Here is a 25,839-nt window from a genome sequence, read left to right on the forward strand (position 1 = left end):
ATACAGGAACAATGGGTTTTCCACAAGCGCAGCACACGCAGAGGTGGGTTGCGGGGCGGCTGTACCGCCCCGTATGGTTATTTCAGCGAGCGCGGAAACTCCTCCGCCTGCCAGAGCCCGAGGCCAAAGCCATCCGGGTCCAGAAAGTCGGCGCTCCAGCCGCCCGGCGCCTCCGAAACCGGGGTGACGATGGTGACGCCCTGCGCGACCAGGGCCGCGACGACATCGTCAATGCCGCCGCCCTCGACGGTAAAGACCAGAGCCGGCGTATTGCCGCGCTCGCCGTCCATTTCGAAGAAGACGAGGTCGAGTCCGCCCTCCAGCGTGCCGGAAAGCCAGAACGGCTCGGCGCCCTCCATGCGGACGAGATCGAGACCCATTGTCTCGTTGTAGAATTTTTCGGTGCGGGCGATGTCGCTGACATAGAAGACGATGCTGGCGCTTTTGGGTTTGAAGCTCATGACGAGCCCTCCATTGTGGTTTGCACTGCCTGTTGCCGCGCGGCCGGCTTTTGTGAGCGGGCGATGATGAAAAGATGGCCATCGGGGTCATGGCTGGCAAACAGTCCGCCATGCCGCAGCAGGCCCGGCAGCAGCGCATCGCGGATACGGCCATAGGCAAGGTCGAGGCTCAGCCCCGGCAGGTCGGCCGGCGCGGCCAGCCCCGCCTGCACCACGCGACGACGAAGCGCACTGATGCGCTGGCGCAGGGTGGTATCGGAGAGATCGAGCAGAAAGGCGATCTCCCGCCGGTTATGGCCCGAAAGGGTAAGCGCGGCGACCGCCCGGAGCGCTGGCGGCAGCGCCACGAGCAGGGCCTTGATATCGGAGGATTCTCCGGCCACGGGCGGCGGCACGGCCTGGGCCTGCCATTGGGTTTCCCGTCGCCGTCGGCGGGCAGCGCCCCGCGCCGCCATGCGCGCCCGATTGCGCACCGTGCCGCTGAGCCAGCGCGCCGTATCACCGGCCTCGAAATCGGTGCGGCCGGCCAGAACCGCAGCCAGCAGCGCCTCCTGCACCAAATCCTCGACCGCCCCGGCGTCGCGGGTTTCGCGGCGGGCTATGGCACGGAGCTGGGCATAAAGGCCTGGGCGCATGGCCGGACTCTGGCAAAGGCCCCGGCCAAAGGCAATCGCCGCGCCACAGGAGGGCGCGGCGATCACACAGGCAAGCCTGATGGCGTCTCGCAGGCTAGGCGAGGAACGGGCCAGCGGCGGCCAGCACCTCTTCCTTGGTCATCGGCTCGTCAAAGGCGCCATCCCACGGCTTCTTGCCGCCGATCTTGCGGACGATGGCAGCATGGCGCGCCTCGACTGAATGAATCTGCAGCGCGGCAGTGAGAATGTCGTCATTGGCGGCCACAACGCCTGCCTGACCCTTATAGGCGGCCACACCCAGGTCTTCGAACGTCTGGCTCAGGGTGAGGTAGGTGTCGAAATTGCTGAGCGCATCAGCATATTTGCCGCCGGCCGTCAGGTCGAGCGCCGGGCGTTCGATGGCGGCACTGCCCAGGGCAGTGCTGAGGAAAGCCACATGGGCCGCCTCATGCTTGCCGATCTGGTTGAAAATACCGACATATTCGTCCGGGATCAGCCCATCGGTCTCAAGGCCCGAGCGATAGAAGGCATCCTCGATATGCTCGAGCGTCAGTGCGAAAACCAGCACGTCGACGACCTCCTGCGGCAGTTCCTGGCCGAAGGCATTCTGTGCCGTCGCCGCCAGCAGCACCGGGGCCGAAGCCATGGCGCCCAGCTTGAGGGCCGAGTTTTTGAAGAATTCGCGGCGGTTGGAGACGAGGATATCCTTGATATCAGGGTCGAGGCCGGCGATCAGATGGTTGGTTTGATTGGTCATGATGCTTCTCCTCAAACCAGCGTGTTGGCTGTGACGTCGGTCGTGATGAACGGGTCGGCCGCGGCCAGCACGGTCGCCGGATCGTTCACCACGTCGAGACCGTTTTCATCGACGACATCGTCGCCGGCAAAGGCCACGCTGTCGGGCTGCAACAGTTCGCGGATAGCCGCGGCATGGCGCGCCTCGACCGAGACGATGCGGCCAGCTTCGGCGAGATAGTCGACATTCTCGATCAGCTTGCCGGCGCCGTTATAGGCGGAGACACCCAGATCCTCGAACACCTTGGCCGCGCCCAGCACGCTGTCGCGGCTGGTGAAGTCGACGGAAGAGAAATCGACCTCGAGATCGGGAATGGCACCATCGGCCAGCGCCCCCTTGAGAAAGTCGCGATGCTCGACTTCGTGGTCGCGAATATCGGTCAGCAGCGCGGTTTCGTCGTCGGTGATGCCCTCATAGGGCGTGTCGGTCACCTGCGTATAGAAAGCGGCTTCGAGCTGTTCGAGGGCATAGGCGTAGTTGAGGATCCCCACATCGCCTTCACCCAGATCGGCGGCGAGGGCGGCAGAGATGCCGAAATTGGGCAACCAGGTGCCCGAAACGGCAACGGTTGCGGCGGCTGCGCCACTCCACTTGAGGAGGCGGCGCCTGGACGTGTCGTGCTTGATTTCCATTTTGGAACTCCGATCCGCAGATTTTCTGCTGTTTGCACTTTGACGCTTGCTGTCAGCTACGGAGTCGGAACGGGGAGAGTTTCAGGCTTTGCGCTCACGATTGCCGAATAGGCGGCCACGACGCCGCGCCGCGCCCGCGCGAATGCGGCGGACCCGGTTTGGTTGCCTGACAATTTGAGCGTGGCGCTCTCAGGACGCCTTCTTGCTTTTGACCTGGGTGCTGACCGCTTCGGAATGCAGCAGGTTGGCCAAGGCAGCCGGGGCCAGCGGCGGGGAGAACAGGAAGCCCTGCACCTCGGATGCGCCCTGGGCGCGGACCATTTCGAGCTGTTCCTCGGTCTCGACGCCCTCGGCGGTGGTCGACATGCCCAGCGATTGCCCGAGCCCGATCACAGCCTTGATGATGGCCTGGCTGTCGCCGCGGCTGGTCAGGTCGCGCATGAAGCTGCGGTCGATCTTGATCTTGTCGAAGGGGAAGCTGCGCAGATAGCTCAGCGAGGAATAGCCGGTACCGAAATCGTCCATCGAGATGCGCACGCCCATGGCGCGCAAATCGTGCAGCACCTTGAGATTGGTGTCGTTCTCGGCCAGCAGCAGGCTTTCGGTGATTTCCAGCTCCAGCCGCGTGGCCGGAATGCGCGCCTCCGATAGCGCCGACTTGACCAGGCCCAGCAGGTCCCGGCTCTTGAACTGCACCGGCGACAGGTTGACCGCGACGCGGATTTCGCCCGGCCAGGTCGCCGCCGTCTTGCAAGCCTCGCGCAGCACCCATTCGCCGATGGCGACGATGAGCCCGGTTTCCTCGGCAATGGGAATGAATTCGACCGGCGAAATGGTGCGGCCTTCATGGTCCCAGCGCAGCAGCGCTTCGACGCAGGTCACGCGGTTTTCCTTGAGGCCCAGCAGCGGCTGAAACATCAGCCGCAACTCTTCGCGCTGCAAAGCCAGCCGCAATCCGGCCTCGATGGAGCGGCGCTGCTGCAGGTCGGCATCCATGCCGGTTTCGAAGAAGTGGTAGGTCGAGCGGCCCTCGCTTTTGGCGCGATAAAGCGCCAGGTCGGCATTCTTGACCAGCGAGTCCGTCTTGACCCCGTCGCCCGGGCCAATGGCGATGCCCACGCTGGCACCGATCTCGACCTGCTGGCCGCCGATCGACATGGGTGCGCCAATGGACTTGATGATGCGATCGGCCACCTTGGCGGCGTCGGCCGCGCTGTCGATGGGCCGCATCAGCAGCGCGAATTCATCGCCCCCCAGTCGTGCCAGCACGTCGGTTTCCCGCGTCGTGCCCCAGAGCCTTGCCGAAGCCTGCTTGATGACCTCGTCGCCCACGGCATGGCCCAGCGTGTCGTTGACCGCCTTGAAGTGGTCGAGGTCGATATAGAGCACCGCCGCCATTTCACCGCGGCTGAGGCCGGCCTCGGTCTTGGCCATCTGTTCGAGGAATTCGATGCGGTTGGGCAGGTCGGTCAGCGCATCATGCCGGGCCAGGTGCCGGATGCGCGCCTCGTTCTGCCGCTGTTCGGTAATGTCCTCATGGGTCGAGACCCAACCGCCATCCTTCATCGGATGGTGCTGCATCATGATGGTGCGGTTGTTGAGCTCGTGGACATTCTTGCCATATTCGCGCCGGTTGATGACGTCGCGACGCCAGGCAACATATTCCTCGCGCGTGCCGCCGGCGCTCATCCCCATGTCGAACAGGTGACTGAGAATGTCTTCCAGTTGGGTGCCGGGCCGCAGCAGGCTGGAGGGCAGGTTGTAGATGCGCGCATAAGGCTCGTTGCAGATGACCAGCCGCCCCTTGGCATCCATCATGCACAGGCCCTGGCTGATATTGTTCACCGCCGCATCGAGCCGGATATTCTGCCGCTCGAGTTCCAGCTTGCGCTTCTGCGCTATTTCGGTGCGGGCAATCTCGTCGGTAATATCCTCATGCGTCACCACCCAGCCCAGGGCTTCCGAATAGATATGAGCCGTTTCGATGGTGCGCCCGCCATGCAGGGCTTCCTGGCGCTTGGCGCGCGCGCCGCTGCGATTGCCCAGCAATTCGCCGGTATAGGCCTCGTAGAATTCTTCCGGATTCTGCCCGGTATGGTTGCCGAGCCGGTTGGCCAGCTGCACCACTTCTTCCAGCGTCATGCCGCGATAGATGGCATCGGTGGAGAAGCCGTAGAGGTCGCGATAATGCTTGTTCCACATCACCAGCCGGAACTGGGGGGACCAGACGCAGAAGCCATAGGGGATGTTCTCGAGCGCAGCGTCGAGCAGCAAAGCTTCAGCCATCTCGCTCAAGCTGCCAGCGTCTTCTGCTCGCACCCGCCGCTTCTCCCGTCCCAATGCTTTCTGCAATGACGCCGCAGGAAAGCTAGATCGTTCTCGTTAACGACCAATTAAGTTCGGATAGCGAAGACCGGCCCGGATCATTCAGCAATGATCCGGGCCGCTTGCAGGTGGATAGTCAGCCGCGCGCCTTCTTGTTGCGCGCCGCCCAGGTCTTGAGCCGCAGCCCGTTGAGGCGGATGAAACCCTCGGCATCCTTGTGGTCATAGGCCACTGCGCCTTCTTCGAAGGTCACGAGATCTTCCGAATAGAGGCTATAGGGCGAAGTGCGCGCCACCACATTGGCACTGCCCTTGTAGAGCTTGACCGAGACTTCGCCGGTGACGAATTCCTGGCTCTTGTCGATCAGCGCCTGCAGCATTTCGCGCTCAGGCGAATACCAGAAGCCGTTATAGATCAGCTCGGCATATTTCGGCATGATCTCATCCTTGAGATGGGCCGCGCCGCGATCCAGCGTGATCGACTCGATGCCGCGATGGGCATGCCAGAGCACGGTGCCGCCGGGCGTCTCGTAGACGCCGCGCGACTTCATGCCGACGAAGCGGTTTTCCACCAGGTCCAGCCGCCCCACACCATGCTTGCCGCCCAGCTCGTTGAGCTTGGTCAGCAATTCGGCTGGCGACAGGCGCATGCCATTGACCGAAACCGCGTCGCCCTTCTCGAAGCCGACCTTGATCACTTCCGGGGTATTGGGCGCCTGCTCGGGATCGACGGTGCGCTGATAGACATAATCAGGCGCTTCCACGCCCGGATCTTCCAGCACGCGGCCTTCCGAGGACGTATGCAGCAGGTTGGCATCGACCGAGAACGGCGCCTCGCCGCGCTTGTCCTTGGCGATCGGGATCTGGTTCTGCTCGGCATATTCGAGCAGCTTGGTGCGACTGCGCAGGTCCCATTCGCGCCAGGGCGCGATGACCTTGATCGACGGGTCGAGCGCATTGGCGGTCAGCTCGAACCGCACCTGATCATTGCCCTTGCCGGTGGCGCCATGGGAAATGGCGTCGGCGCCGGTTTCCTGGGCGATCTCGACCAGGCGCTTGGCAATCAGCGGACGGGCAATCGAGGTGCCGAGCAGGTAGAGCCCTTCATACATGGCATTGGCGCGGAACATCGGAAACACGAAGTCGCGCACGAATTCCTCGCGCAGGTCCTCGATGCGGATATCCTTGATGCCGAACATCTCGGCCTTCTTGCGCGCCGGCTCCAGCTCTTCGCCCTGGCCCAGATCGGCGGTGAAGGTCACCACTTCGCAGTCATAGGTTTCCTGCAGCCATTTGAGGATGATGGAGGTGTCGAGGCCTCCCGAATAGGCCAGCACGACCTTCTTGATATTGTCAGCCATGAAATCCGCTCCCGGTTTATGCTGACACGATAGGCCAATCACCGCGCAATAATCTTGCGATTATCGCAAATTTGGCGCATCTGGCGGCATATCCTGCCAATCCAATTCACAGAAGCGCGCAAAAATGCCAGAAACGCTCGACGCCATCGATCGCCGTATCCTGCGGGCCCTGCAGCGCAATGGCCGCATGTCCAACGTGGAATTGGCCAATGAAGTGGGCCTCTCGCCATCCCCCTGCCTGCGCCGCGTGAAATTGCTGGAGGACCGGGGCGTCATCGACCAGTATGTCGCCGTGCTCAACGGCCCGGCCATCGGGCTGGGCCTGACGGTTTTCGCGCGCATCTGGTTCAAGACGCAGGATGCCGAGACAACCCATCAGTTCGCCGAGACGGTGCGCAAGTTTCCCGAAGTGGCCGAATGCTATCTCACGACGGGGGAATGCGACGCCATCATGCGCGTGGTCACCACGGACCTGCATGCCTACTGGCGCTTCCAGTCCGACTACCTCATGCGCATTCCGAGCGTGCAGAGCGTCAAGACCGACGTGCCGATGGAAACCATCAAGCGCAGCCACGAACTGCCGCTGGGCTGATCGCATTGACGCAGTGGTCAGTGGGAATGACGCGGTGATAGAAGAGTGCACCGCACCTCTTTCGGCAGCAACCCGATGCCCACCTTCATCCCCGATCTGTCCGTCATCCTCGCCTTCGCGCTGGCCGGCTTCGTGCTGGCGGTAACGCCCGGCCCCGACATGGCGCTGTTCGTCTCCCGCACCATGAACTGGGGCCGCTCGCACGGCTTCGCCACCGTGCTGGGCGCCATGACGGGCATTGCCGCGCATACCACGCTGGTGGCTTTCGGCATTTCCGTGCTGATCGTCACCGCGCCGGCCGCCTTCTGGGCGCTCAAGATTGTCGGCGCGCTCTATCTCGTCTGGCTGGCCATCCAGGCGGTGCGCTCGGGTGGCGGCATTCTCGTGGTGCGGACGGCCGGCAAGCAGCCGAGCTGGTGGCAGAGCTACATGACCGGGCTGGGGATCAACCTTACCAACCCCAAGGTCGCCCTGTTCTTCGTGACCTTCCTGCCGCAATTCGTCTCGGCCGACGACCCCGCCGCCGTGGGCAAGCTGCTTTTCCTCGGCGTCGAATTCGTCGTGGTCTCGCTGCCTGTGGTCATCGCCATCGTGCTGTTTGCCGAATGGCTGACCCGCACGCTCAAGGAAAATGCCTGGGTCGGCAAGGCGTTGAACTGGAGCTTTGCCGCCGTCTTCATGGCCTTCGCCGCCACGATCCTTTTGGCGGAAGGCCGAAAATGATCTTGATGGTCACGCTCGCAAACCGAAAAAGTCTGCAACTTTTTCTGCTCACGCTCCCATGAACTATCGCCACGCCTTCCATGCCGGCAATTTCGCCGACGTGGTCAAGCACCTGATCCTCACCCGCATCGTCGAATACCTCAAGCGCAAGCCCGCCGCCTTCCGCGTGCTCGATACCCATGCGGGTGTCGGTCTCTACGATCTGGCGGGTGACGAAGCCGGCCGCACCGGCGAATGGGCGGACGGTATCGGCCGGCTGATCGACCGCGGGCTGTCCGGCCCGGCCGCCGAACTGGCCGCACCCTACCTCGATGCGGTCAGGGCGCAGAATCCCGAAGGCGATCTCCGCTTCTATCCCGGCTCGCCCTTCATCGTCAGGCATCTGCTGCGCGAGCAGGACCGGCTCTTCGCCCTCGAACTGCATCCCGATGACGCCGAAAAACTGCGCGAAAATTTCGCCGGCGATATCCAGACCCGCGCCACCCACCTCGACGGCTGGGCGGCCTTGGGCACTCACCTGCCGCCCAAGGAAAAGCGCGGCCTCGTGCTGATCGACCCGCCTTTCGAGGAAAAGGGCGAGTTTGCCCGCATGGTGGCCGGGCTGGTGAAAGCCCACCAGCGCTGGCCCGGCGGCATCTATGCCTTCTGGTACCCGATCAAGGAGCCGGCCGAGGTCGAGCAATTCGCCCGCGATCTCAAGGCCACGGGCATTGCGAAAATCCTGCGGATCGAACTGACCATAAGCGCATCCAGCACCCCGCCGCGCCTGCATGGCACGGGCATGGTGGTGGTCAATCCGCCCTATACGCTGGAAGACGAGATGTGCCTGGCTCTCCCGGACCTGGCGAAATTGCTGGCCGACGAAGGCCGCGGCAAGTGGCGGCTGGACTGGATCGCCGGGGAATAAGCTCCGGCATTGGCGGGGCTATGGTAAATGTGCCGGTAACCTGTCCTTCATTTGAAGGATGTGCCTTCCCGCGCCCTGCCGCACCATGTCGCCACCGATGTGGGAGAGCGCCATGGTCAATGTCTTCGGCAAGAAGCTGCATGTGGAAATGGACAGGTGGCTCGGCCACAACTTTTCCGAAACCTCGGGCAATCGCTATGAGCTCGAGCTCTACGTGGATTTCGGCGGAAAACAGGCTTTCAGCTTCGAGCGGCGGAGCACGCATCAGCATCTGGTGCCGACCGGTTTTGTCGAGAACAGCTATTACAACCCCGTCATCTATCCGGTCGTGACCGCGAACAAGTTCAAGGTTCGGCTGCGCGCCATCGAGCGCGACTCGCCCGATGCCGACGACCGGGCATCCGGCACGATCGAAATCGACCTCGACAAGGAGCCGCCGCATAGCAGTTGGTCGATCATTGCCGCAGCCGACGGCACCGATCTCAAGATGCAGGTCTGGTTCAACATCCTGACCCTGGACTATGTGAATTTCGACGATGGCAGGCCGGAAACCGGCATCCAGGACCAGAGAAACTGGCCCTATCCCTGGAACGACATCCGCCTGTTCGAACACTGGCTGGGCCTGGGCCACAATGTCGGCGTGCCCTGGCGGCAGGGCAATATCATCTCCGAACGCGCATACTGGATGCTGCAATGGCCCAGCGGGCCGGCGCGCAAATATATCCAGCGGGTCTATCGCTACGAGATCACCGAGCTGGGCATGGCCCATGATGTGGTGAGCAGCATCTTCCTGCCGCACAATACCACTGTCATCCTGCACGAGCATGGCCCGAACGACAGCCGTTTCGATCCGGCCAAGGGCCGGCGGCTGGCCAGCTTCGGCCTGCACAATCTCGGTGACATTGGCTGGAACGACAAGCTGTCGACCATCGATCTCATCACCACGACAGGCGAGTCGGCGCCGGTGAATTGACCGCGGCTACACGCCTGCCAGCGCGTCGCGATCCTTCTTGCTCAGCCGCTCGCTCTCGCTCTTGAGCTGACCGCAGGCGGCGAAGATATCGCGGCCGCGCGGCGTGCGGACCGGGCTGGCATAGCCGGCCTTGTTGACGATATCGGCGAAGCGCTCGATGCGGCTGGAGGGCGACGTCCCGTAATTGGCGCCGGGCCAGGGATTGAACGGAATGAGGTTGATCTTGGCCGGAATGCCGGCCAGCAGCCGCACCAGTTCGCGCGCCTCGGCATCGCTGTCATTGATACCATCAAGCATCACATATTCGAAGGTAATGCGGCGGGCATTGGAGAGGCCCGGATAGTTGCGGCAGGCTTCGAGCAGTTCCTCGAGCGGCCACTTCTTGTTGATCGGCACCAGCACGTCGCGCAGGTCATTATTGGTGGCATGCAGGGAAATGGCCAGCATGACGTCGATCTCGCGACCGGTGGGCTCGATATAGGGCACGACGCCCGAAGTCGACAGCGTGATGCGGCGCTTGGAGAGGCTCATGCCGTCGCCGGCCGAGGCGATCAGCAGCGCCTGCTTGACGTTGTCGTAATTGTAGAGCGGCTCGCCCATGCCCATCATCACGATATTGGTGATGGCGCGGGTCTCGCCCGAGGGCACCAGGCCCCCATCATCGGGGCGGACGCCGCCGGGGAAATCGCCCAGCCGCTCGCGCGCCATCAGGATCTGGCCGAGGATTTCGCCGGCCGTGAGATTGCGCACCAGTTTCTGGGTGCCGGTATGGCAGAACGAGCAGGTGAGGGTACAACCCACCTGCGACGAGACACAAAGCGTCCCGCGATCCTGCTCGGGGATATAGACGGTCTCCACCTCGACCGGCGGATAGTTCGGATTGGCCGGATCGCGGAAGCGGAACAGCCATTTGCGCGTGCCGTCGGTCGAAACCTGCTCGGTGACGATCTCGGGGCGGTCGAGGATGAAGGTATCGGCCAGCTTCTGCCGCACGGGCTTGGCCACATTGGTCATGCGGTCGAAATCGGTGGTGCCGTTGACATAGAGCCAGTTCCACAACTGGCTGGCCCGCATACGCGCTTCCTTGTCCGCCGCAATGCCTGATGTGGTCAGCGCCTCGGCAAGCTGCGGCTTGGAGAGACCGATCAGCGACGGGCGACTTGCGGTCACGGGGCGCAAGCTGGTCGAATGGTCAAGGTTCAGCGCGATGCTCATGGCGTGGCGAAAGGTCCGGAATATGCGGGATTGGCGCGGCCAATAGCATATGGGCACGGTTTGCGCAAAGTCACGCCATCGAGAAGGAGCCTTGCACGGAGTGCGCCCATAAACCGGATCGTCACCCTCGGGCTTGACCCGAGGGCTCTATACTTGCGGAACGTCAGGCAAGTGCAGTGTCCTCGGGTCAAGCCCGAGGATGACGCTTCGCGGTTGTGGCGAAATCAGCAGCCACTTCCGATCGATTGCTGCGCCGCAGTGGCGCCGGACAGCGAATAGGATTCCGTCACCTTGATGCCGGCAGCGGTCGTGCCCTCCACCACCATGCTCGAACCGGCGCGGATGGCGCTGGCCAGCGCCGAGGCCTGGCCGGCATCGTCGAGCCAGGCCGCATCGTTCTGGGTGAAGAGGTTGAAGGTCTGGCCGTCGACGGTCACCGTGGCCTTGCTGTCGGGTTGGAAGGCGAAGCCCGCCACCAGGTTGAACTCGGTGGTGACACTCTCGGCCGGGCGGTTGGTGATATAGATATAGCCTTGGCTATAGCCATCGGGGGTCGGCGTTACCGATTCCGGCTTGGTCATGGCAAAGCACACGGCGCCGGTCGCGTCATTGGCGGCATAGCTCGACCAGGCACGATGCTCACCCAGCATCCGCACCTGCTGGGCGCTGGCGGCGGTGGTCAGGATCAGGCTGGCGGCAAGGGCGAGCGCCACGGCAGACTTGGACATCGGGGCCTCGTGGAAGCGGAGAGGGCGACGGGCCGTTCGGCCCGGGGCCAGATAGGGCGGATTGCCCCGGCGGGGCAACTCAAAAATCAGCTACAGGCCGCGTCGATGGCGTTCATCGCGGCGGTAGCGCCCGACAGCGAATAGGTATCGACCGTATCGGTGCCGCGCTGGCTGGTGCCGCGCACCACCAGGCTGCTGCCGGCCTTGAAGGCCTGCACGAACCCGCTTTCGTCGCCGGTCGAAGCCAGCCAGGCGGCCGAACCTTCGGTCACCATGGGATAGGCCTTGCCATCGACGGTGGCACTGGCCTTGGCATCGCTGGTGTTGAACGGATAGCCGATAATGGTCTGCACCTCGTTCTTGGTGCCCATGCCCTTGCGGTGAATGATCATGAAATGGATGGGATCGCGATTGGCGCCGGCGGGCTCGGACTTCTGCGGGGTCGCCGACACATAGCAGATCGCGCCGGACGCATCCGTCGCCTGCCAGGCCGTCCAGGCATTGAAAGTGCCAAGCTCGGTCGCCTGCTGCGCCTGGACCGCAGGGGCCAGAGCCATGATCGCGCCGACCGCGAGCCCGAATGCGAGGCCACCGGTTTTCGTCGTCATCGCCAATTCATCCTTTGTTTCGAAGGTCCCATCCGGGAGGAGCTGCCCGCGAACTCTGCCCCGAACATGGTTACCAAGGTGTCAAACGCCGCCACGTTCGATCGAATTTGCTTCAACTGCGAGTCAATCGCGGCGGCATTTTGGCGGCGCCGCACGAGTTGCTTCCGGTTTGCGCCGCTTGGGTTAACAATGTGTTGATAGCGGCAGGACCGTGATCAGGCGGCTGGAAGCACGCCTAGGCGGCTCCGGAAGTCCGCTTACGCGGCCAAGGGATAGCTCTGTTCGACCACATAGGGTCCGCCGCCCACCGAATCCTTGCTGGAAAACAGCACGAACCGCCCCACCGGAAAGCTGAGCGGCTCGAAGCGGCCGGCCTCGGCCATGAAGCGGGCCACTTCTTCGGCGCTGGAGCCGCGCAGCCGGGCCAGCGACACATGCGGCACGAATTTGCGCCCCTCGGGCGGCAGGCCGGCACGCTGCAACACCCGTTCCTGCGCCGCCTGCAGCCGGTTCAACTGTTCGCTGGCTTCCACCCCCGCATAGAGCGCCCGCGGCTTGTCGCCGCCGAAACTGCCCAAATGGGTCAGCCGCACCGAAAAGCGCAGCGAATTGGACAGCCGGTCGAGGCTGTCGGCCACCTCATCGGCGGTCTGATGATCGACATCGCCGATGAATCTCAAGGTAATGTGATAGTTTTCCGCATCGATCCAGCGCGCGCCACTGAGCCCGCCGCGCTTCAGCGAAAGCGCAAATCCAACATCGGCCGGTATTTCAAGGCCGGTAAAGAGCCGGGGCATGGGGCCCTCCTCTTCATCAGGATTTCAAACACGCGATTCGCCCTCGACCGTAACACAGACCGACTCCGCAGCCAGCCCATTCGTCGCAGGGGTTGCAAGATCACTTGTAAACGCTTGGGGTCACATCCATATTGTCTCATCAAGTGGCAAACCAATGCCCACCGGCGGTGCAACAGACCGCATCACTTGGGAAAGGAATCGACTATGGCTGAATATGACCGTCAGACCCTCGGAGCTCGGGCCGACTCGGCCTTGGCCATCGACGAGGGCCTGCGCAGCTACATGCTGCGCGTCTACAATTACATGGGTATCGGCCTGGTGGTAACGGGCCTTGCGGCCTGGTTCGCCGCCACTGCCGCCATCACCACCGATCCGAATGCCGCCGTCGGCCAGCTCGCCAATGGCCAGCTGGTGACCCAGTGGGGCGCCCTGCTCTATGCAAGCCCGCTGCAGTGGGTCGTGATGCTCGCGCCGCTGGCCTTCGTGCTGGTGCTGAGCTTCGGCATCAACAAGCTCTCCGTGGGCGCGGCGCAGGCCACGTTCTGGGCTTTCGCCGCCATCATGGGCGTGTCGCTGAGCTCCATCTTCCTGGTCTATACCGACGCGTCGATCGCCAAGGTGTTCTTCATCACCGCCGCGACCTTCGGTGCCATGAGCCTTTACGGCTACACCACCAAGCGTGACCTGACCCAGATGGGCAGCTTCCTGATGATGGGCCTGATCGGCCTGATCATCGCCTCGGTGGTCAATATCTTCATGCAGTCCTCCATGCTCGAATTCGCCATCTCGGCGGTCGGCGTGCTGATCTTCGTGGGCCTCACCGCCTACGATACGCAGAAGATCAAGGAAGGCTATTCGGAGTCGCATGGCGCCGAAGTGCTGGCGAAGGGCGCCATCATGGGCGCGCTGAGCCTCTATCTCGACTTCATCAACCTGTTCCTGATGCTGCTCCGCCTGTTCGGCAACCGCGAGTAGCAACAGCCTGCTTGATCGCTGAATCAAGCAATTTGGTTGGACGATATCGGGGACCGCAGCCTAAAAGGGTTGCGGTCCCTTTGTTTTGCCGAGCCAACCCGTGTCAGACGCTATCCTGCGCCCCTTCGAATGGCGCGACACCCCCGCCCTCACCGCCATCTACAAGCATTACGTGGACGAAACGGCGATCACCTTCGACACCGAGGCGCCGGGCGAGCCGGCCATGGCCGAGAAATTCGGCCACCTGGTGGCGCTGGGCCACCCCCTGATCGTGGCCGAGGCCGATGGTGACGTGCTGGGCTATGCCTATGCCAGCTTCTACCGGCCGCGCGCCGCCTATCGCTTCACCTGCGAGGATTCGATCTACCTGCGCCCCGATGCCAAGGGCAAGGGCCTCGGCCGGCGCATGCTGACCGAGCTGATCGCACAATCGCGGGCCTTCGGCTTCAAGCAGATGATCGCCGTCATCACCGCGGACACCGCCAATTCCATCGCCATCCACGAGAAATTCGGCTTCCGCCACGTCGGTCGCTACGATTCCGTCGGCCTCAAATTCGACCGCTGGCACGACATCGTGCATCTGCAACTGGCGCTCTGAGACCCAAGAAAGACCTCATGGTGAGCTTGTCGAACCACGAGGTCGGGCGAGTGGAGGCTTGCGTGCCACGACCTCGTCCTTCGACAGGCTCAGGATGAGGTCTGTTGAAACCGCTTGTCGGATAACCGCACCTAGACCAGGCAGGCTTCGATGCCGTCCAGTGCGGCGCCTGCGCCGGCGAGGTCGATGGTGGCAATCGCGCTGCCGCCGGCAGTGACAGTGAGCCTGTCGCCGGCCTTGAGCAGGTCGATGAGCTGGCTTGCTCCGGCCAGCGTTTCGGGCGTCTTGTCGAAGACGAAGCCATCGCCCTTGTCGTCGCTCACCGGCAGCACGATGTCGGTGCCATCGACGTTGAAACTCAACTGACCCGGACTGGCCTGACCGATGGCGCTGTCGGCTGCCGGCTTGAGGAAAATGCTGAGCGCACCCTGCGGCACCACCGGATTGCCCGCTTCGGCGCAATTGATGATGATCATGCCACCGGCTTCATCGCCACCGCTGACCCCGATCGTGCCCATATTGTAGCCGCCGCCCCATTGCGCCGCGGCCGGCGCGATCGAGACCAAGCCCGCCGCAATGACCAATGCCAGATGTTTCATCCCACCACCGCCAGTTGAGGGTCGAGCACCCGCAGCACCTGGGCCAGGTCATGGCCGCGCTTGAGGATGCGCCCCTGCTGGTTGGTAACCGCATATTGCCCCTGCCGGTTGCGCAGGCGCGGCGTCTTTTCGATGATGAAGAGCGGGCGCTCGGAAACCCGCGCATAGATGGAGAACACCGCGCGCTCGCGCAAAAAGTCCATGGCATAGTCGCGCCAGTCGCCGGCGGCGACCTTGCGGCCATAGACATTGAGAATGAGCTGGAGTTCGCGTCGATCAAAGGTGACGATGGCGGGCAGCTTGCTGGATGCCGGGCTCGACAAAGCCTCGCTGGCATGAACCAGCGACAGGCTGACGGTTTTGTCACTCGGCGTGCGGCCCTGCACCGGTCGGCTCTGCTCCCACAGATTCCTGCGTCAACGCACTGTCATGATTGCGGTATTCGCCTGATGATGCAAGGGCGAGTTGGCGGGTGCAAAAACCCCAATTCGGTCACATTCTGTCCGTGAACGCGCCAGAATGGCCCGGCATTGTTCAGTCATTGCCTCCAGTGGCTGGCACCCGGGCCGACCGAGCCCCCAAACCCAGAAGCCTGGGTGTCAGCCGCCTTATTTGAGTTGACCAGTCAGACTTTCCCGTCCCTGCCCCCAGGGGCGGGATTTTTGTGACTCAAACTCAGCGTTCGTAAGTCGCCGCGCCCAGAATCGGGCCCGGCAGGCCATTGCGCTCCTGCTGCACGATCACGGCAATGCCGGTGCTGCCCTCGCTGAGCATTTCGGGCAGCGGCAGCTTGAGATCGGCGCCGCTATCGCTTTCCCACATGCCCAACGCCTGCCGCCCCGTCACCACCTGGGTATAGACCATGGCCTTGCCGGCATTCTCGCCCTTTTCGATCGTGACATCGGCCCGGTCGAGATATGTGACCATCCAGACCACCGCATCGTCCAGGCTCGTATCGGGCGGAATGGCCACTTTGAGCATGTCGCCATCGCGGGCAATCTGGACAGCCAGCGGCAGGCTGGCGCCATCGATCGCGCCATGCACTTCGTTGCGGCGCGAGCCGACCACGCCCTTGGCGCCATTGACCACCATTTGCGGCGTATAGATGCGCGACGATCCCCAGCTCTTGGCATAGGCCCGCTGGCGATCGGAGAAATCCTCGTTGCCGAACGTGTCTTCCCAGCCGACATAATCCCAGTAATCGACGTGATAGGCGAGCGCCACCACGTCGTCGGCTTCGGCGAGGCTGGTGAGCAGCGCATCGGCCGGCGGGCACTGGGCACAGCCCTGGCTGGTGAACAATTCCACCACCGCCTTGGGGCGCGCGCGCATGCTTTCGGCACTGGCCGGCTGGACCAGTGAGGCAAGCGTGACAAGGCCGAGAACGGCGCCAAAGAGAGGTTTGAGCGTCATGGGCAAGGTTGTAAGCCGGGCCGGCGGAAGCCCGCTAGTCAAAAGAGGGTGAGAGACGTCTTTTGCCGTCCGACTGCGCGATATTTATCTTTCGTTAACCATTAGGGGCAATGCTAAACCCGTTCTGAGCAGGACCTGGGGGCTCAGAAAGTGATAGGATATGCAGGACTTCAATCCCGATATCTCGGCCGCCGAGGCCTTGGTGGGATTACCCGTCGCCGACGTCGAACTGAGTCTGATTCTCGCGACCCTGCGGCAAACCAACGGCAACCGCACCCATGCCGCCGCGATACTGGGGATCTCGATCAGGACATTGCGCAACAAGCTCAAGGACTATTCCGAGCGCGGTTTCGACATTCCCTGACCGAAACGACAGCAAAGAAAAAGGCCCCGCATGCGGGGCCTTTTGCATTTTCGGATCGCCAGCAAAGTGGCAGCGGTCTGCGGTTTTACGCCGCCACCAGGCTCCGCAGCACATAGTGCAGGATGCCGCCATGCTTGTAATAGTCGAGCTCGTTGGCGGTATCGATGCGGCACAGCGTTTCGACATTGACCACCGAGCCATCGGCGCGGGTGATCCGCACATTGACCTTGGCGCGCGGCGCGATTTCGGTGACGCCGTCGATATCGACGGTCTCGGTGCCGTCGAGACCCAGCGTCTGCCAGCTCTCGCCATCCTTGAACTGCAGCGGGATGACGCCCATGCCGACCAGGTTGGAGCGATGGATACGCTCGAAGCTCTGGGCGATCACGGCGCGCACGCCGAGCAGGTTGGTGCCCTTGGCCGCCCAGTCACGCGACGAGCCGGTGCCATATTCCTTGCCGGCGAAGATCACCAGCGGCGTGCCGGCAGCCTGATAGGCCATGGCGGCGTCATAGATCGCCATCTGCGAGCCATCGGGGCCCTTGGTGTAGCCGCCTTCGACGCCATCAAGCATCTGGTTCTTGATCCGGATATTGGCGAAGGTGCCGCGCATCATCACTTCATGATTGCCGCGGCGGGCGCCGTAAGAGTTGAAGTCGCGCGGCGCGACCTGGCGCTCCTCGAGATACTTGCCCGCAGGCGTCGAGGCCTTGAACGAGCCGGCCGGGGAAATGTGGTCGGTGGTGATCGAGATCGAGGAACAGCGCCAGCACCTTGGCCTTTTCGACATTGGTGACCGGCTTGGGCTCCATGGTCAGGCCCTCGAAATAGGGCGGGTTCTGCACATAGGTCGAGGACGAATTCCAGCCATAGGTCTGGCCGCCTTCGATGACGATATTCTGCCAGTTGGTGTCGCCCTTGAAGACGTCCGAATAGCGGCCCTGGAACATTTCCTTGGTGACGTGCTTGCGCACGATCTCGGCGACCTCGTGGTTCGAGGGCCAGATATCCTTGAGGTAGACCGGCTTGCCGTCCTTGGAGGTGCCGAGCGGCTCCTTGGTGATGTCGATATTCATCGAGCCGGCCAGGGCATAGGCCACGACCAGCGGCGGCGAGGCGAGGAAGTTCGCCTTCACATCCGGGTTCACGCGGCCTTCGAAATTACGGTTGCCTGACAGCACCGAGGCGGCAACGAGGTCGCCCGACTGCACCGCCTTGGAAATCTCTGCCGGCAGTGGGCCGGAATTGCCGATGCAGGTGGTGCAGCCATAGCCGACCAGGTTGAAGCCGATGGCGTCGAGGTCGTCCTGCAATCCGGCCGAGGTCAGGTAGTCGGTGACCACCTGCGAACCGGGGGCCAGCGAGGTCTTGACCCAGGGCTTGGAATCCAGCCCCAGCGCCCGCGCCTTGCGGGCCACGAGGCCCGCCGCGACCAGCACGGATGGGTTCGACGTATTGGTGCAGGAGGTGATGGCGGCGATCACCACGTCGCCATGGCCGATCGTGTAGTCGGTACCTTCGACCTGCACCTTGGGCGTGTCGGTCTTGCCGAATTCCTTGGGCAGGGCGGCGGCAAAGGCCTGCTTGGCATTGTCGAGCGCGATACGATCCTGCGGGCGCTTCGGACCCGAGATCGAGGGCACGACGGTGGTGAGGTCGAGTTCGAGCGTCGAGGTGAAGACCGGGTCGGGCGAATTGGTCTCGCGGAACATGCCCTGGGCGCGGCTATAGGCTTCGACCAGTGCCACGCGCTGCGGGTCGCGGCCCGACGTGGTGAGATATTTGAGCGTGTCGCTGTCGACGGGGAAATAGCCGCAGGTCGCGCCATATTCGGGCGCCATATTGGCAATGGTCGCCTGGTCTTCGAGGCTGAGATAGTCGAGGCCCGGCCCGTAGAATTCCACAAACTTGCCGACCACGCCCTTCTTGCGCAGCATCTCGGTGACCGTCAGCACCAGGTCGGTGGCGGTGATGCCTTCATTGATCTTGCCGATCAGCTTGAAGCCCACGACTTCGGGGATGAGCATGGTGATCGGCTGGCCCAGCATGGCCGCCTCGGCCTCGATGCCGCCTACGCCCCAGCCCAGCACGGCCAGGCCGTTGACCATGGTCGTATGCGAGTCGGTGCCGACAAGCGTATCGGGATAGGCGACGGTTTCGCCATTCTCGTCCTTGGTCCACACGGTCTGGGCGAGATATTCCAGGTTCACCTGGTGGCAGATGCCGGTACCCGGGGGCACGACGCGGAAATTGTCGAAGGCCGACTGGCCCCAGCGCAGGAATTCATAGCGCTCCCCATTGCGCTCATATTCCAGTTCGACATTCTGCCCGAAGGACAAAGCCGTGCCGAAGCTGTCGACCATGACGGAGTGGTCGATGACCAGATCCACCGGCACCAGCGGGTTGATCTTCTGCGGATCGGCGCCGAGCTTGGCGGTGGCGTCGCGCATGGCGGCCAGGTCGACCACGGCGGGCACACCGGTAAAGTCCTGCATCAGCACGCGGGCCGGACGGTAGGAAATTTCATGTTCCGACGTACGGGTGGTGAGCCAGGTGGCCACCGCCTCGATATCGGCCTTGGTGACGGTGCGGTTGTCCTCGAAGCGCAGCAGGTTTTCCAGCACCACCTTCATCGAATGCGGCAGGGCCGAAACGCCCTTGAGCCCGTTCTGCTCGGCCTTTTCGATGGAATAATAGGTGTAGGTCTTACCGCCCACATCGAGGGTCGATTTCGACTTGAAGCTGTTTACCGAGGTCATGGTTTCCGCCCTAATCTTGTTCGGTTGCGGCGGCGCGCCGGCCCGGACGAGACGCCCGTAAACCGCTCAACAGCGCTGCCTTTCCTGGAATGAATCCAATCTATAAGGGCTTATAGAGAATTGCGATTGGGCTTGCCAGCCTGACCTTAGGTTCAATACGAGAAGGGGTCATGACGTCTAGGCAAGTCTTCCCTCCGCTGAGCCTCGTCGCTTCCGGCCTCGTTTGCGGGCGCGGCAGCATGGCCTTGACGCGTGAGCTGGATTTTTCCGTCACGGCCGGCCGCTGCCTCCTGCTGCGCGGCGCCAACGGATCGGGCAAGACTACCTTGCTGCTGACCCTGGCTGGTGTCGTCGCGCCGCTCGATGGTCTTTTCGCCCTTGAAGGGGCCAATGCGGAAGCCGGGCCGAGCCTGCATTATTGCGGCCACCGCAACGCCATCAAGCCCCGCCTGACCGTAGCCGAAAATCTCGGCTTCTGGGCTGCGGTCAATGGAGCGACCGGCATGCCGGTCGATGAGGCCCTCGAGCAGGTCGGGCTGGGTCAGCTGGGCGACCTCGATGCCGGCTATCTCTCGGCCGGCCAGTCGCGGCGGCTGGCTCTGGCCCGGCCGCTGGTGAGCCTGCGCCCGCTCTGGCTGCTGGACGAACCCACCGCGGCGCTCGATACCGAAGGCCATGACCTGGTGACGCGCCTGCTCGACCGGCATCTCGACATGGGGGGCCTGGCCATTGCGGCGACGCACGACCCCATCACCCTGCCCGATCCGGCGCGGATGGAAACAATGGTGCTGGGGGCGCGGCCATGACCGCTTTCCGCGCCATGCTGGCCCGCGAATTGCGCCTGGCCCTGCGCGGCGGCGGCGATGTGCTGACGCTGGTGCTGTTCTTCATCATAACAGGCGCCATCGTGCCCTTCGCCGTGGGGCCTGATCGGGAATTGCTCGCCCGCATCGCCCCCGGCATGGTGTGGATCGCCGCGTTCCTCGCCATGCTGCTGGGGCTCGACCGGCTGTTTCGCCCTGATCACGAAGATGGCTCGCTGATCCTGCTGCGGCAGGCCGAACTGCCGCTCAGCGCCGTGATTGCCGCAAAATTGATCACCCACTGGCTAGTGACCGCCCTGCCGCTGATCATCGCCTCGCCCTTCCTCGCCATGCTGCTGGCCATGGACGAAGCCACCTTCTGGCGCATGCTAGTTTCACTGGCTGTCGGCACCCCCGCCCTCGCCGCCTTCGGTGCCGTCGGCGCCGCGGTAACCGTATCGATCCGGCGCGGCGGGCTGATCGCCCCCATCCTCATCGCGCCGCTCTCCATCCCCGTGCTGATCTTCGGCACGGGCAGTATCAGCGCCAGTCAATCCTCTGCCGCGCTGCTGTTTCTTGCGGCATTGAGCCTCATGGCCACGGCTTTGGCTCCCTTCGTGGCCGCCCTTGCGATAAGCTCGGGTGAAGACTAGAGCATAACTGCCCCGAGACCTCATGGTGAGCTTGTCGAACCACGAGGTCGGGCGAGTGGAGGCCTTGTGCCACGACCTCGTCCTTCGACAGGCTCAGGATGAGGTCTACTGAGATCATGAGCATAGACACGACACCCAAGCCGAGCTGGTGGAACCGGATCGCCCATCCGGGGCAATTCGTCGCCTGGACCACGCCCCTGCTCTGGCCGCTGACCATTCTGACCGCCATTCTCTTCGTGGTCGGCCTGTGGTTCGCCTTCTTCAATTCGCCCGAGGACTACCAGATGGGCGATACCGTGCGCATCATGTATGTCCACGTGCCCAATGCCTGGCTCAGCCAGTTCGTCTATGGCGTGATGACGGTTTCCGCGCTCGGCACCCTGGTCTGGCGCCATCCCATGGCCGATGTATCGATGAAGGCGGCCGCCCCGCTGGGCGCGCTGTTCACCGCACTCGCCCTCTTCACCGGTGCCCTGTGGGGCCGGCCCACCTGGGGCACGTTCTGGGAATGGGACGGGCGCATGACCTCGACGCTGGTCCTGCTCTTCATCTATCTCGGCATCGTCGCGCTGTGGCGCGCCTTCGACGACCAGTTGCGCGCCGCCCGCGTCATTGCCGTCTTCACCCTGATCGGCGCGGTCAATATCCCGATCATCAAATTCTCGGTCGATTGGTGGAGCACCCTGCACCAGCCGGCATCAGTGTTCCGCGCTGATGGACCGACCATGCCCGGCTCGATCCTCACCCCGCTTTTCGTGATGTTCTTCGCGTTTACATTCCTGTTCATCACGCTGCAGCTCAAGGCCATGCATACCGAAGTCCGGCGCCGCCGTGTGATGACCCTGCAGCGCAAGGCAGCGCAGGGGAGCGCGGCATGATCGATCTCGGACCCCACGCCGTCTTCATCATCTGGGCCTATATCGGCGTCGCCATTGGCGTGGCCGGACTGATCTTCTGGACACTTTATGATGCCCGCGCCACCGCGAAAAACTCGCGGCGCTGGAAACCCGCCGCCGCTGATGCGCTTCGCCCTCTTTGCCCTGCCGCTGATCGCCCTGATCGCCCTGGTGGCGATCTTCGCCACGTCCATGGACCGCGATCCGGGCCTGGTGCGTTCGGTGCTGATCGACAAGCCCGCCCCCACCTTCGCGATGGACGAAGTGCCCGAACTGGGCGTGCCGGGCTTCGATACGGCCAGTCTCAAGGGCCAGGTCACCGTGGTCAATGTCTTTGCCTCCTGGTGCATTCCCTGCCGCGACGAGCATCCTCTTCTCGTCGCGCTCAAAGACCTGACCGGCGTGCGCCTTTTCGGCATCAATCAGAATGACGCCCCGGAAAATGCCCGCGCCTTCCTCGCCGAACTGGGCAATCCCTATGACGCCGTCGGTGCCGACCGCGACCGCCGCGTGTCCATCGACTGGGGTGTCTATGGCGTGCCGGAAACCTTCGTGGTCGATGCGCAGGGCATCATCACCTTCAAGCATGTCGGACCGCTGACCACGCAAACCATGCAGACCGAATTGCTGCCGGCCATCGAAAAGGCCCGCAACTAGTATCAATCGCGCGTCCGTTCAGATTATATTCAGCCAGACCGGGGCATGGTCCGCCTACGACCTATTGCGAAAGCGTCTCATGTTGTCTGTTGTTTTGCGTTTTATCCGCGATGAAGCCGGAATTACCCCGGTGGAATATGGCCTGATTGCCGCCATCCTGACCGTCGCCACCACTGTCGCCGTTTCCGCCGCCGGTTTCAGTCTCGCCGATATCGTCGGCTGACCGCATGGCCGGCCGCACCGATACCGCTTCCCGCCTCATCGCCGCGCCCGCCAGCCGCCTCTACCAGGCCATGGTCGATGCAGGACAATTGCTGCAATGGCTGCCACCCACCGGCATGACCGGCACCCTGGCCGAATTCGATCCCAGGCCCGGCGGGCAGTATCGCATGACCCTGCGCTATGACGATCCGGCCGTGGCCGGCAAGAGCGGCGCCAACGAGGACATCGTCGCCGCGCGCTTCCTCGACCTGGTGCCCGACCGGCGCGTCGTGCAGGAAATCGACTTCGTCTCCGACGATCCGCACTTTGCCGGCACCATGACAATGACCTGGGAACTGGTTCCTGCCGGTGACCGCACGGAAGTCCGCATTATTGCCGCCAACGTGCCCGAAGGCATCAACCCGGCCGATCACGCCGAAGGCATGGCCGCCTCGCTGGCCAATCTGGCGCGGTTCGTCGAGGGCTAGCCCTCAGAAGTCGCTGGTCAACCCCTTGATTTCCCAATCGCCGTAGCGCCCGGGCTCCAGTCCGCCACGGCCACCCTGTTCCTTGGGGGCAAAGGCGCCCTTGGCGTCGATCTCCGCGCGGCGCGCCTTGGCCTCGGCCAGGGCCCGCTTGGCCGCTTCGCTCAGGGGCGGACGCGGGGTCTCCTGGACTGTCTCTTCGTCGCTCATCGTCATATCCGGATTACGATTTGGTCATGCCGCTTGCATGGAACCCTTTCCCACACAACATAATTGCTCGAGAACTCGAACCCAAGGGCCCCTGATGTTCAATGCGTTTCGCACCACTGTCCTGCTGGCCGCACTGACGGCGCTGTTCATGGTCGTCGGCTATTTCATCGGCGGCACATCAGGCATGATGATCGCCTTCCTCTTCGCGCTGGTGACCAATCTCTTCAGCTACTGGAATTCCGACAAGCTGGTTTTGCGCATGCAGAATGCCGTGCCCGTGGAGCGGAGCCGCGTGCCCGAACTTTACGACATGGTCGATATTCTCTCGCGCAAGGCCGGCATCCCGACCCCGGCAGTCTATGTGATCAATACCGACCAGCCCAATGCCTTCGCCACCGGCCGCAGTCCGAACAATGCCGCCGTCGCCGTGTCCTCGGGCCTGCTCAAGCATCTCGAAACCCACGAAGTCGCGGCCGTCATAGCCCACGAACTGGCCCATATCCGCAGCCGCGACACGCTGACTATGACCATCACGGCCACCTTTGCCGGCGCCATTTCGGCTCTGGCGCAGTTCGGCCTGTTCTTTGGCGGCGGCAATAATCGCGACAATCCGCTGGGCGGCATCGGCGCATTGCTGATGGTGTTCCTCGCGCCCGTTGCCGCCATGCTGGTGCAGATGGCGGTGAGCCGTACGCGCGAATACGAGGCCGACAAGGACGGTGCCGAGATTTCCGGCGATCCGCTGGCCCTCGCCTCGGCCCTGCAGAAAATCGCCGGTGTCGCCGGGCGGCAGGTCAATATCGCGGCCGAGCGCAACCCGGCCATGGCCCATATGTATATCATCAACCCCCTCAGCGGGCAGCGCATGGACAACCTCTTTGCCACCCATCCCGATACCGGCAATCGCATCGAGGCCCTGCGCAAGCTTGCAGCGAGCATGCAGGTAGCCGATAAGGACCGCAGGCCTCAGCCCCGCCCTGCTCCGGTTTCGACCGGCCGCGACACTGGCGGCGGCTGGCGCGTGCCGACCGTCGGACGAACCGACGAGGACGGCGGACAACGCGGTCCCTGGGGATAAAGAACAAGCGTGGCGCAGAACAAACCTGATCCGGCGGGGCTCAAGCTCCGCCTCGTTGCCGCACAGCGACTGAAGAACGTGCTGGCCGGCGACAATTTTTCGCCGCTGACAACGGCCGAACTGGCGGATGGGCGCGACCGCGCCCTGGCCAACCGGCTGATCACCACCGCCCTGCGCCGGCAGGGCCAGCTCAATTTCATCATCCATACCCTGCTCGACAAGGGCATGCCGGGCAAATCCGGCACGTTCGAAGCCGTACTGCGCCTGTCGCTAGCGCAACTGGTCTTCCTGCCCGATCTGGGCGCCCATAGCGCGCTGTTCCTGGCCGTCGAAGCCACCAAGCGCGACCCCAAGGCGCGCCATCTGAGCGGGCTGATGAATGCCGTGTTGCGCAATGCCCAGGCCAATTCAGCCAAATTCGGCATGCTCAGCGATGACCTGCTGATACCAGATACATTCGGCGATACCTGGCTCGATGCCTATGGCGAAGAGGCGATATCGGCTTTCTCCACCGCGCTGCTGGCAGGCGCCCCGCTCGACCTCACCCTCAAGACATCAGATGCCGAACTGATCGACGCTTTGGGCGCCGAAAAGCTCATCGCCGATTCGGTGCGCATCGACCAACGCGACCGCCCGGTCGAAGCCCTGCCCGGCTTTGCCGAGGGCCAGTGGTGGGTGCAGGATGCCGCTTCCGCCATCCCGGCCCGCCTGCTCGGCGCCACCAAGGGCGGCCGCGTGCTCGATCTCTGCGCCGCGCCGGGCGGCAAGACGGCCCAGCTCATCAAGGCCGGCTACCAGGTGACGGCGCTCGACAGCGACGCGACCCGCATGGAGCGGCTCAAGCAGAATCTCGCCCGGCTCGACTATACGGCCGAAACCGTGGTGGCCGATGCCGGCAATTATGCCCCATCAGCGCCCTATGACGGCGTCCTGCTCGACGCCCCCTGCTCCGCCACCGGCACCTTCCGCCGCCACCCCGAAGTGATCTGGCACCGCTCGGTCGGCGATGTTGCCGGAAGGGTACGGTTGCAGCGCGCACTGCTCGCCAACGCCTTCCGCTGCCTTGATGCATCAGGTGTGCTCGTCTATTGCGTCTGCTCACTGGAGCCGGCTGAAGGCGAGAATCAGGTGGAATGGGCGCTCGACGCCCTGCCCGGCCTGGAGCTCTGGCCGGTGACGCCGGCCGAACTGCCGGGCCTCGAAACCGCCGTGACGGGACGTGGTCTGGTGCGGACCCATCCCGGCATGGCGCCGGGTGGACGCGATGGCGGCATGGACGGGTTCTTCGTGGCGCGCTTCCGCCGCCGCTGAGGGACTGTTTGAGAACGCGCTGCGGCGATTGGAGTTTTTCAAATGGTCTCTGAAAAAACAAACTGATGGTGCCGTTGGGGGAGGG

Annotated in this window: 28 protein-coding genes and 3 pseudogenes; 16 read left to right on the forward strand and 15 right to left on the reverse strand. The window is 63.4% G+C overall.

From position 1 onward, the window contains the following. Nucleotides 1-77 precede the first annotated feature (77 nt). From FPZ08_RS16045 to FPZ08_RS16070, 6 genes are all read right to left on the reverse strand, one after another. Entirely contained in the window at nucleotides 78-461 is a 384-nt protein-coding gene (locus FPZ08_RS16045; protein WP_146290935.1) for a VOC family protein, read from the reverse strand. Next, nucleotides 458-1,096 carry an RNA polymerase sigma factor gene (locus tag FPZ08_RS16050; protein WP_146290936.1) on the reverse strand — a complete coding sequence of 213 codons (639 nt, stop codon included), beginning with the start codon at nucleotides 1,094-1,096 and terminating at the stop codon, nucleotides 458-460. The genes FPZ08_RS16045 and FPZ08_RS16050 overlap by 4 nt, the downstream gene beginning before the upstream one ends. Nucleotides 1,097-1,190: 94 nt before the next feature. After that, nucleotides 1,191-1,853: a ferritin-like domain-containing protein gene (locus FPZ08_RS16055; RefSeq protein ID WP_146290937.1), complete on the reverse strand. Its 663-nt coding sequence runs from the start codon at nucleotides 1,851-1,853 to the stop codon at nucleotides 1,191-1,193. An 11-nt stretch (nucleotides 1,854-1,864) separates the two neighbouring features. Further along, a complete protein-coding gene (locus tag FPZ08_RS16060) occupies nucleotides 1,865-2,524 on the reverse strand; it encodes a ferritin-like domain-containing protein (RefSeq protein WP_146290938.1) in 660 nt (219 codons plus the stop codon). Between the two features lie 189 nt (nucleotides 2,525-2,713). Further along, nucleotides 2,714-4,810 carry a putative bifunctional diguanylate cyclase/phosphodiesterase gene (locus FPZ08_RS16065; protein WP_246132923.1) on the reverse strand — a complete coding sequence of 699 codons (2,097 nt, stop codon included), beginning with the start codon at nucleotides 4,808-4,810 and terminating at the stop codon, nucleotides 2,714-2,716. Nucleotides 4,811-4,985: 175 nt separating this feature from the next. Further along, nucleotides 4,986-6,209, reverse strand: a complete 1,224-nt coding sequence (locus tag FPZ08_RS16070; RefSeq protein ID WP_146290940.1) for an argininosuccinate synthase — start codon at nucleotides 6,207-6,209, stop codon at nucleotides 4,986-4,988. Nucleotides 6,210-6,333: 124 nt separating this feature from the next. Between FPZ08_RS16070 and FPZ08_RS16075 the strand changes: the two genes are divergently transcribed. The 4 genes from FPZ08_RS16075 (at nucleotide 6,334) to FPZ08_RS16090 (ending at nucleotide 9,404) form a co-directional block, all read left to right on the forward strand. Next, nucleotides 6,334-6,801: an Lrp/AsnC family transcriptional regulator gene (locus tag FPZ08_RS16075; protein WP_146290941.1), complete on the forward strand. Its 468-nt coding sequence runs from the start codon at nucleotides 6,334-6,336 to the stop codon at nucleotides 6,799-6,801. Between the two features lie 75 nt (nucleotides 6,802-6,876). After that, nucleotides 6,877-7,524, forward strand: a complete 648-nt coding sequence (locus FPZ08_RS16080; RefSeq protein WP_146290942.1) for a LysE family translocator — start codon at nucleotides 6,877-6,879, stop codon at nucleotides 7,522-7,524. A gap of 58 nt (nucleotides 7,525-7,582) precedes the next feature. Then, nucleotides 7,583-8,431, forward strand: a complete 849-nt coding sequence (locus FPZ08_RS16085) for a 23S rRNA (adenine(2030)-N(6))-methyltransferase RlmJ (RefSeq protein ID WP_146290943.1) — start codon at nucleotides 7,583-7,585, stop codon at nucleotides 8,429-8,431. Nucleotides 8,432-8,543: 112 nt separating this feature from the next. Next, complete coding sequence (locus FPZ08_RS16090; protein ID WP_146290944.1) at nucleotides 8,544-9,404, forward strand: hypothetical protein; 861 nt, start codon at nucleotides 8,544-8,546, stop codon at nucleotides 9,402-9,404. Nucleotides 9,405-9,410: 6 nt separating this feature from the next. Here FPZ08_RS16090 and rlmN read toward each other — a convergent pair whose 3' ends face one another. The 4 genes from rlmN to thpR all read right to left on the reverse strand — a co-directional run bounded on the left by rlmN (nucleotide 9,411) and on the right by thpR (nucleotide 12,752). After that, on the reverse strand, nucleotides 9,411-10,619 hold the full coding sequence (gene rlmN / locus FPZ08_RS16095; protein WP_146290945.1) for a dual-specificity RNA methyltransferase RlmN: 1,209 nt from the start codon (nucleotides 10,617-10,619) through the stop codon (nucleotides 9,411-9,413). Nucleotides 10,620-10,843: 224 nt separating this feature from the next. Then, the gene (locus FPZ08_RS16100) at nucleotides 10,844-11,347 is read right to left on the reverse strand and encodes an invasion associated locus B family protein (protein WP_146290946.1); all 504 of its coding nucleotides are present in this window, start codon (nucleotides 11,345-11,347) and stop codon (nucleotides 10,844-10,846) included. A gap of 86 nt (nucleotides 11,348-11,433) precedes the next feature. Continuing rightward, nucleotides 11,434-11,955 (reverse strand): invasion associated locus B family protein, encoded by a 522-nt coding sequence (locus tag FPZ08_RS16105; RefSeq protein WP_146290947.1) that lies wholly within the window; start codon nucleotides 11,953-11,955, stop codon nucleotides 11,434-11,436. 257 nt (nucleotides 11,956-12,212) lie between these two features. Next, nucleotides 12,213-12,752, reverse strand: a complete 540-nt coding sequence (gene thpR, locus FPZ08_RS16110; RefSeq protein ID WP_146290948.1) for an RNA 2',3'-cyclic phosphodiesterase — start codon at nucleotides 12,750-12,752, stop codon at nucleotides 12,213-12,215. Between the two features lie 204 nt (nucleotides 12,753-12,956). Between thpR and FPZ08_RS16115 the strand changes: the two genes are divergently transcribed. Further along, nucleotides 12,957-13,727: a Bax inhibitor-1/YccA family protein gene (locus tag FPZ08_RS16115; protein WP_146290949.1), complete on the forward strand. Its 771-nt coding sequence runs from the start codon at nucleotides 12,957-12,959 to the stop codon at nucleotides 13,725-13,727. Nucleotides 13,728-13,827: 100 nt separating this feature from the next. Beyond that, nucleotides 13,828-14,325, forward strand: coding sequence for a GNAT family N-acetyltransferase (locus FPZ08_RS16120; protein ID WP_146290950.1), 498 nt, complete (start codon nucleotides 13,828-13,830; stop codon nucleotides 14,323-14,325). A gap of 131 nt (nucleotides 14,326-14,456) precedes the next feature. Here FPZ08_RS16120 and FPZ08_RS16125 read toward each other — a convergent pair whose 3' ends face one another. From FPZ08_RS16125 to FPZ08_RS16135, 3 genes are all read right to left on the reverse strand, one after another. Beyond that, entirely contained in the window at nucleotides 14,457-14,924 is a 468-nt protein-coding gene (locus tag FPZ08_RS16125) for a hypothetical protein (RefSeq protein WP_146290951.1), read from the reverse strand. Continuing rightward, entirely contained in the window at nucleotides 14,921-15,274 is a 354-nt protein-coding gene (locus tag FPZ08_RS16130) for a DUF2794 domain-containing protein (protein ID WP_146293239.1), read from the reverse strand. Before FPZ08_RS16130 ends, FPZ08_RS16125 begins: the two co-directional genes overlap by 4 nt. Before the next feature lie 325 nt (nucleotides 15,275-15,599). Continuing rightward, nucleotides 15,600-16,337: a DUF1223 domain-containing protein gene (locus FPZ08_RS16135; RefSeq protein ID WP_146290952.1), complete on the reverse strand. Its 738-nt coding sequence runs from the start codon at nucleotides 16,335-16,337 to the stop codon at nucleotides 15,600-15,602. A gap of 196 nt (nucleotides 16,338-16,533) precedes the next feature. On the opposite strand from FPZ08_RS16135, the pseudogene FPZ08_RS16140 reads away from it, so the two are divergent. Next, nucleotides 16,534-16,701, forward strand: a pseudogene (locus tag FPZ08_RS16140) (helix-turn-helix domain-containing protein); the annotation flags it as partial. 85 nt (nucleotides 16,702-16,786) lie between these two features. On the opposite strand, the pseudogene acnA reads toward FPZ08_RS16140, so the two are convergent. Beyond that, nucleotides 16,787-19,460 (reverse strand): annotated as a pseudogene (gene acnA, locus FPZ08_RS16145) (aconitate hydratase AcnA). A gap of 170 nt (nucleotides 19,461-19,630) precedes the next feature. On the opposite strand from acnA, the gene ccmA reads away from it, so the two are divergent. The 7 genes and pseudogenes from ccmA to FPZ08_RS16180 all read left to right on the forward strand — a co-directional run bounded on the left by ccmA (nucleotide 19,631) and on the right by FPZ08_RS16180 (nucleotide 23,158). Next, nucleotides 19,631-20,266, forward strand: coding sequence for a heme ABC exporter ATP-binding protein CcmA (ccmA, locus tag FPZ08_RS16150; RefSeq protein WP_146290954.1), 636 nt, complete (start codon nucleotides 19,631-19,633; stop codon nucleotides 20,264-20,266). Next, a complete protein-coding gene (ccmB, locus tag FPZ08_RS16155; protein WP_146290955.1) occupies nucleotides 20,263-20,916 on the forward strand; it encodes a heme exporter protein CcmB in 654 nt (217 codons plus the stop codon). Before ccmA ends, ccmB begins: the two co-directional genes overlap by 4 nt. 116 nt (nucleotides 20,917-21,032) lie before the next feature. Continuing rightward, a complete protein-coding gene (locus FPZ08_RS16160; protein ID WP_146290956.1) occupies nucleotides 21,033-21,794 on the forward strand; it encodes a heme ABC transporter permease in 762 nt (253 codons plus the stop codon). After that, nucleotides 21,791-21,862: pseudogene (locus tag FPZ08_RS16165) on the forward strand (hypothetical protein); the annotation flags it as partial. The gene FPZ08_RS16160 and the pseudogene FPZ08_RS16165, both read left to right, overlap by 4 nt. Before the next feature lie 73 nt (nucleotides 21,863-21,935). Beyond that, on the forward strand, nucleotides 21,936-22,469 hold the full coding sequence (locus FPZ08_RS16170) for a DsbE family thiol:disulfide interchange protein (protein ID WP_146290957.1): 534 nt from the start codon (nucleotides 21,936-21,938) through the stop codon (nucleotides 22,467-22,469). 79 nt (nucleotides 22,470-22,548) lie between these two features. Beyond that, nucleotides 22,549-22,692 (forward strand): Flp family type IVb pilin, encoded by a 144-nt coding sequence (locus tag FPZ08_RS16175; RefSeq protein ID WP_146290958.1) that lies wholly within the window; start codon nucleotides 22,549-22,551, stop codon nucleotides 22,690-22,692. Nucleotides 22,693-22,696: 4 nt separating this feature from the next. After that, entirely contained in the window at nucleotides 22,697-23,158 is a 462-nt protein-coding gene (locus tag FPZ08_RS16180; protein ID WP_146290959.1) for an SRPBCC family protein, read from the forward strand. A gap of 3 nt (nucleotides 23,159-23,161) precedes the next feature. On the opposite strand, the gene FPZ08_RS16185 is transcribed toward FPZ08_RS16180, so the two are convergent. Beyond that, nucleotides 23,162-23,365 (reverse strand): DUF1674 domain-containing protein, encoded by a 204-nt coding sequence (locus FPZ08_RS16185; RefSeq protein ID WP_146290960.1) that lies wholly within the window; start codon nucleotides 23,363-23,365, stop codon nucleotides 23,162-23,164. Nucleotides 23,366-23,459: 94 nt separating this feature from the next. Between FPZ08_RS16185 and htpX the strand changes: the two genes are divergently transcribed. Both htpX and FPZ08_RS16195 read left to right on the forward strand, forming a co-directional pair. Next, on the forward strand, nucleotides 23,460-24,443 hold the full coding sequence (gene htpX / locus FPZ08_RS16190; protein WP_146290961.1) for a zinc metalloprotease HtpX: 984 nt from the start codon (nucleotides 23,460-23,462) through the stop codon (nucleotides 24,441-24,443). Between the two features lie 9 nt (nucleotides 24,444-24,452). Further along, the gene (locus tag FPZ08_RS16195; RefSeq protein ID WP_146290962.1) at nucleotides 24,453-25,754 is read left to right on the forward strand and encodes an RsmB/NOP family class I SAM-dependent RNA methyltransferase; all 1,302 of its coding nucleotides are present in this window, start codon (nucleotides 24,453-24,455) and stop codon (nucleotides 25,752-25,754) included. Nucleotides 25,755-25,839 lie beyond the last annotated feature (85 nt).

Origin of the sequence: Devosia ginsengisoli, assembly GCF_007859655.1 — a bacterium.
In the GTDB taxonomy this organism is placed as follows: Bacteria; Pseudomonadota; Alphaproteobacteria; order Rhizobiales; family Devosiaceae; genus Devosia; species Devosia ginsengisoli.

Bases quoted from the DNA above. Each gene is read 5' to 3' on its own strand.
- FPZ08_RS16135 (WP_146290952.1), bottom strand. From the start codon at position 16,337: ATGACGCTCAAACCTCTCTTTGGCGCCGTTCTCGGCCTTGTCACGCTT.
- FPZ08_RS16125 (WP_146290951.1), bottom strand. From the start codon at position 14,924: ATGAAACATCTGGCATTGGTCATTGCGGCGGGCTTGGTCTCGATCGCG.
- FPZ08_RS16055 (WP_146290937.1), bottom strand. From the start codon at position 1,853: ATGACCAATCAAACCAACCATCTGATCGCCGGCCTCGACCCTGATATC.
- FPZ08_RS16115 (WP_146290949.1), top strand. From the start codon at position 12,957: ATGGCTGAATATGACCGTCAGACCCTCGGAGCTCGGGCCGACTCGGCC.
- FPZ08_RS16160 (WP_146290956.1), top strand. From the start codon at position 21,033: ATGAGCATAGACACGACACCCAAGCCGAGCTGGTGGAACCGGATCGCC.
- FPZ08_RS16180 (WP_146290959.1), top strand. From the start codon at position 22,697: ATGGCCGGCCGCACCGATACCGCTTCCCGCCTCATCGCCGCGCCCGCC.
- rlmN (WP_146290945.1), bottom strand. From the start codon at position 10,619: ATGAGCATCGCGCTGAACCTTGACCATTCGACCAGCTTGCGCCCCGTG.
- FPZ08_RS16105 (WP_146290947.1), bottom strand. From the start codon at position 11,955: ATGACGACGAAAACCGGTGGCCTCGCATTCGGGCTCGCGGTCGGCGCG.
- FPZ08_RS16070 (WP_146290940.1), bottom strand. From the start codon at position 6,209: ATGGCTGACAATATCAAGAAGGTCGTGCTGGCCTATTCGGGAGGCCTC.
- FPZ08_RS16045 (WP_146290935.1), bottom strand. From the start codon at position 461: ATGAGCTTCAAACCCAAAAGCGCCAGCATCGTCTTCTATGTCAGCGAC.
- FPZ08_RS16075 (WP_146290941.1), top strand. From the start codon at position 6,334: ATGCCAGAAACGCTCGACGCCATCGATCGCCGTATCCTGCGGGCCCTG.
- FPZ08_RS16060 (WP_146290938.1), bottom strand. From the start codon at position 2,524: ATGGAAATCAAGCACGACACGTCCAGGCGCCGCCTCCTCAAGTGGAGT.
- FPZ08_RS16170 (WP_146290957.1), top strand. From the start codon at position 21,936: ATGCGCTTCGCCCTCTTTGCCCTGCCGCTGATCGCCCTGATCGCCCTG.
- FPZ08_RS16080 (WP_146290942.1), top strand. From the start codon at position 6,877: ATGCCCACCTTCATCCCCGATCTGTCCGTCATCCTCGCCTTCGCGCTG.
- FPZ08_RS16100 (WP_146290946.1), bottom strand. From the start codon at position 11,347: ATGTCCAAGTCTGCCGTGGCGCTCGCCCTTGCCGCCAGCCTGATCCTG.
- FPZ08_RS16175 (WP_146290958.1), top strand. From the start codon at position 22,549: ATGTTGTCTGTTGTTTTGCGTTTTATCCGCGATGAAGCCGGAATTACC.
- thpR (WP_146290948.1), bottom strand. From the start codon at position 12,752: ATGCCCCGGCTCTTTACCGGCCTTGAAATACCGGCCGATGTTGGATTT.
- ccmA (WP_146290954.1), top strand. From the start codon at position 19,631: ATGACGTCTAGGCAAGTCTTCCCTCCGCTGAGCCTCGTCGCTTCCGGC.
- FPZ08_RS16065 (WP_246132923.1), bottom strand. From the start codon at position 4,810: ATGGCTGAAGCTTTGCTGCTCGACGCTGCGCTCGAGAACATCCCCTAT.
- FPZ08_RS16050 (WP_146290936.1), bottom strand. From the start codon at position 1,096: ATGCGCCCAGGCCTTTATGCCCAGCTCCGTGCCATAGCCCGCCGCGAA.
- htpX (WP_146290961.1), top strand. From the start codon at position 23,460: ATGTTCAATGCGTTTCGCACCACTGTCCTGCTGGCCGCACTGACGGCG.
- FPZ08_RS16085 (WP_146290943.1), top strand. From the start codon at position 7,583: ATGAACTATCGCCACGCCTTCCATGCCGGCAATTTCGCCGACGTGGTC.
- FPZ08_RS16090 (WP_146290944.1), top strand. From the start codon at position 8,544: ATGGTCAATGTCTTCGGCAAGAAGCTGCATGTGGAAATGGACAGGTGG.
- FPZ08_RS16185 (WP_146290960.1), bottom strand. From the start codon at position 23,365: ATGAGCGACGAAGAGACAGTCCAGGAGACCCCGCGTCCGCCCCTGAGC.
- ccmB (WP_146290955.1), top strand. From the start codon at position 20,263: ATGACCGCTTTCCGCGCCATGCTGGCCCGCGAATTGCGCCTGGCCCTG.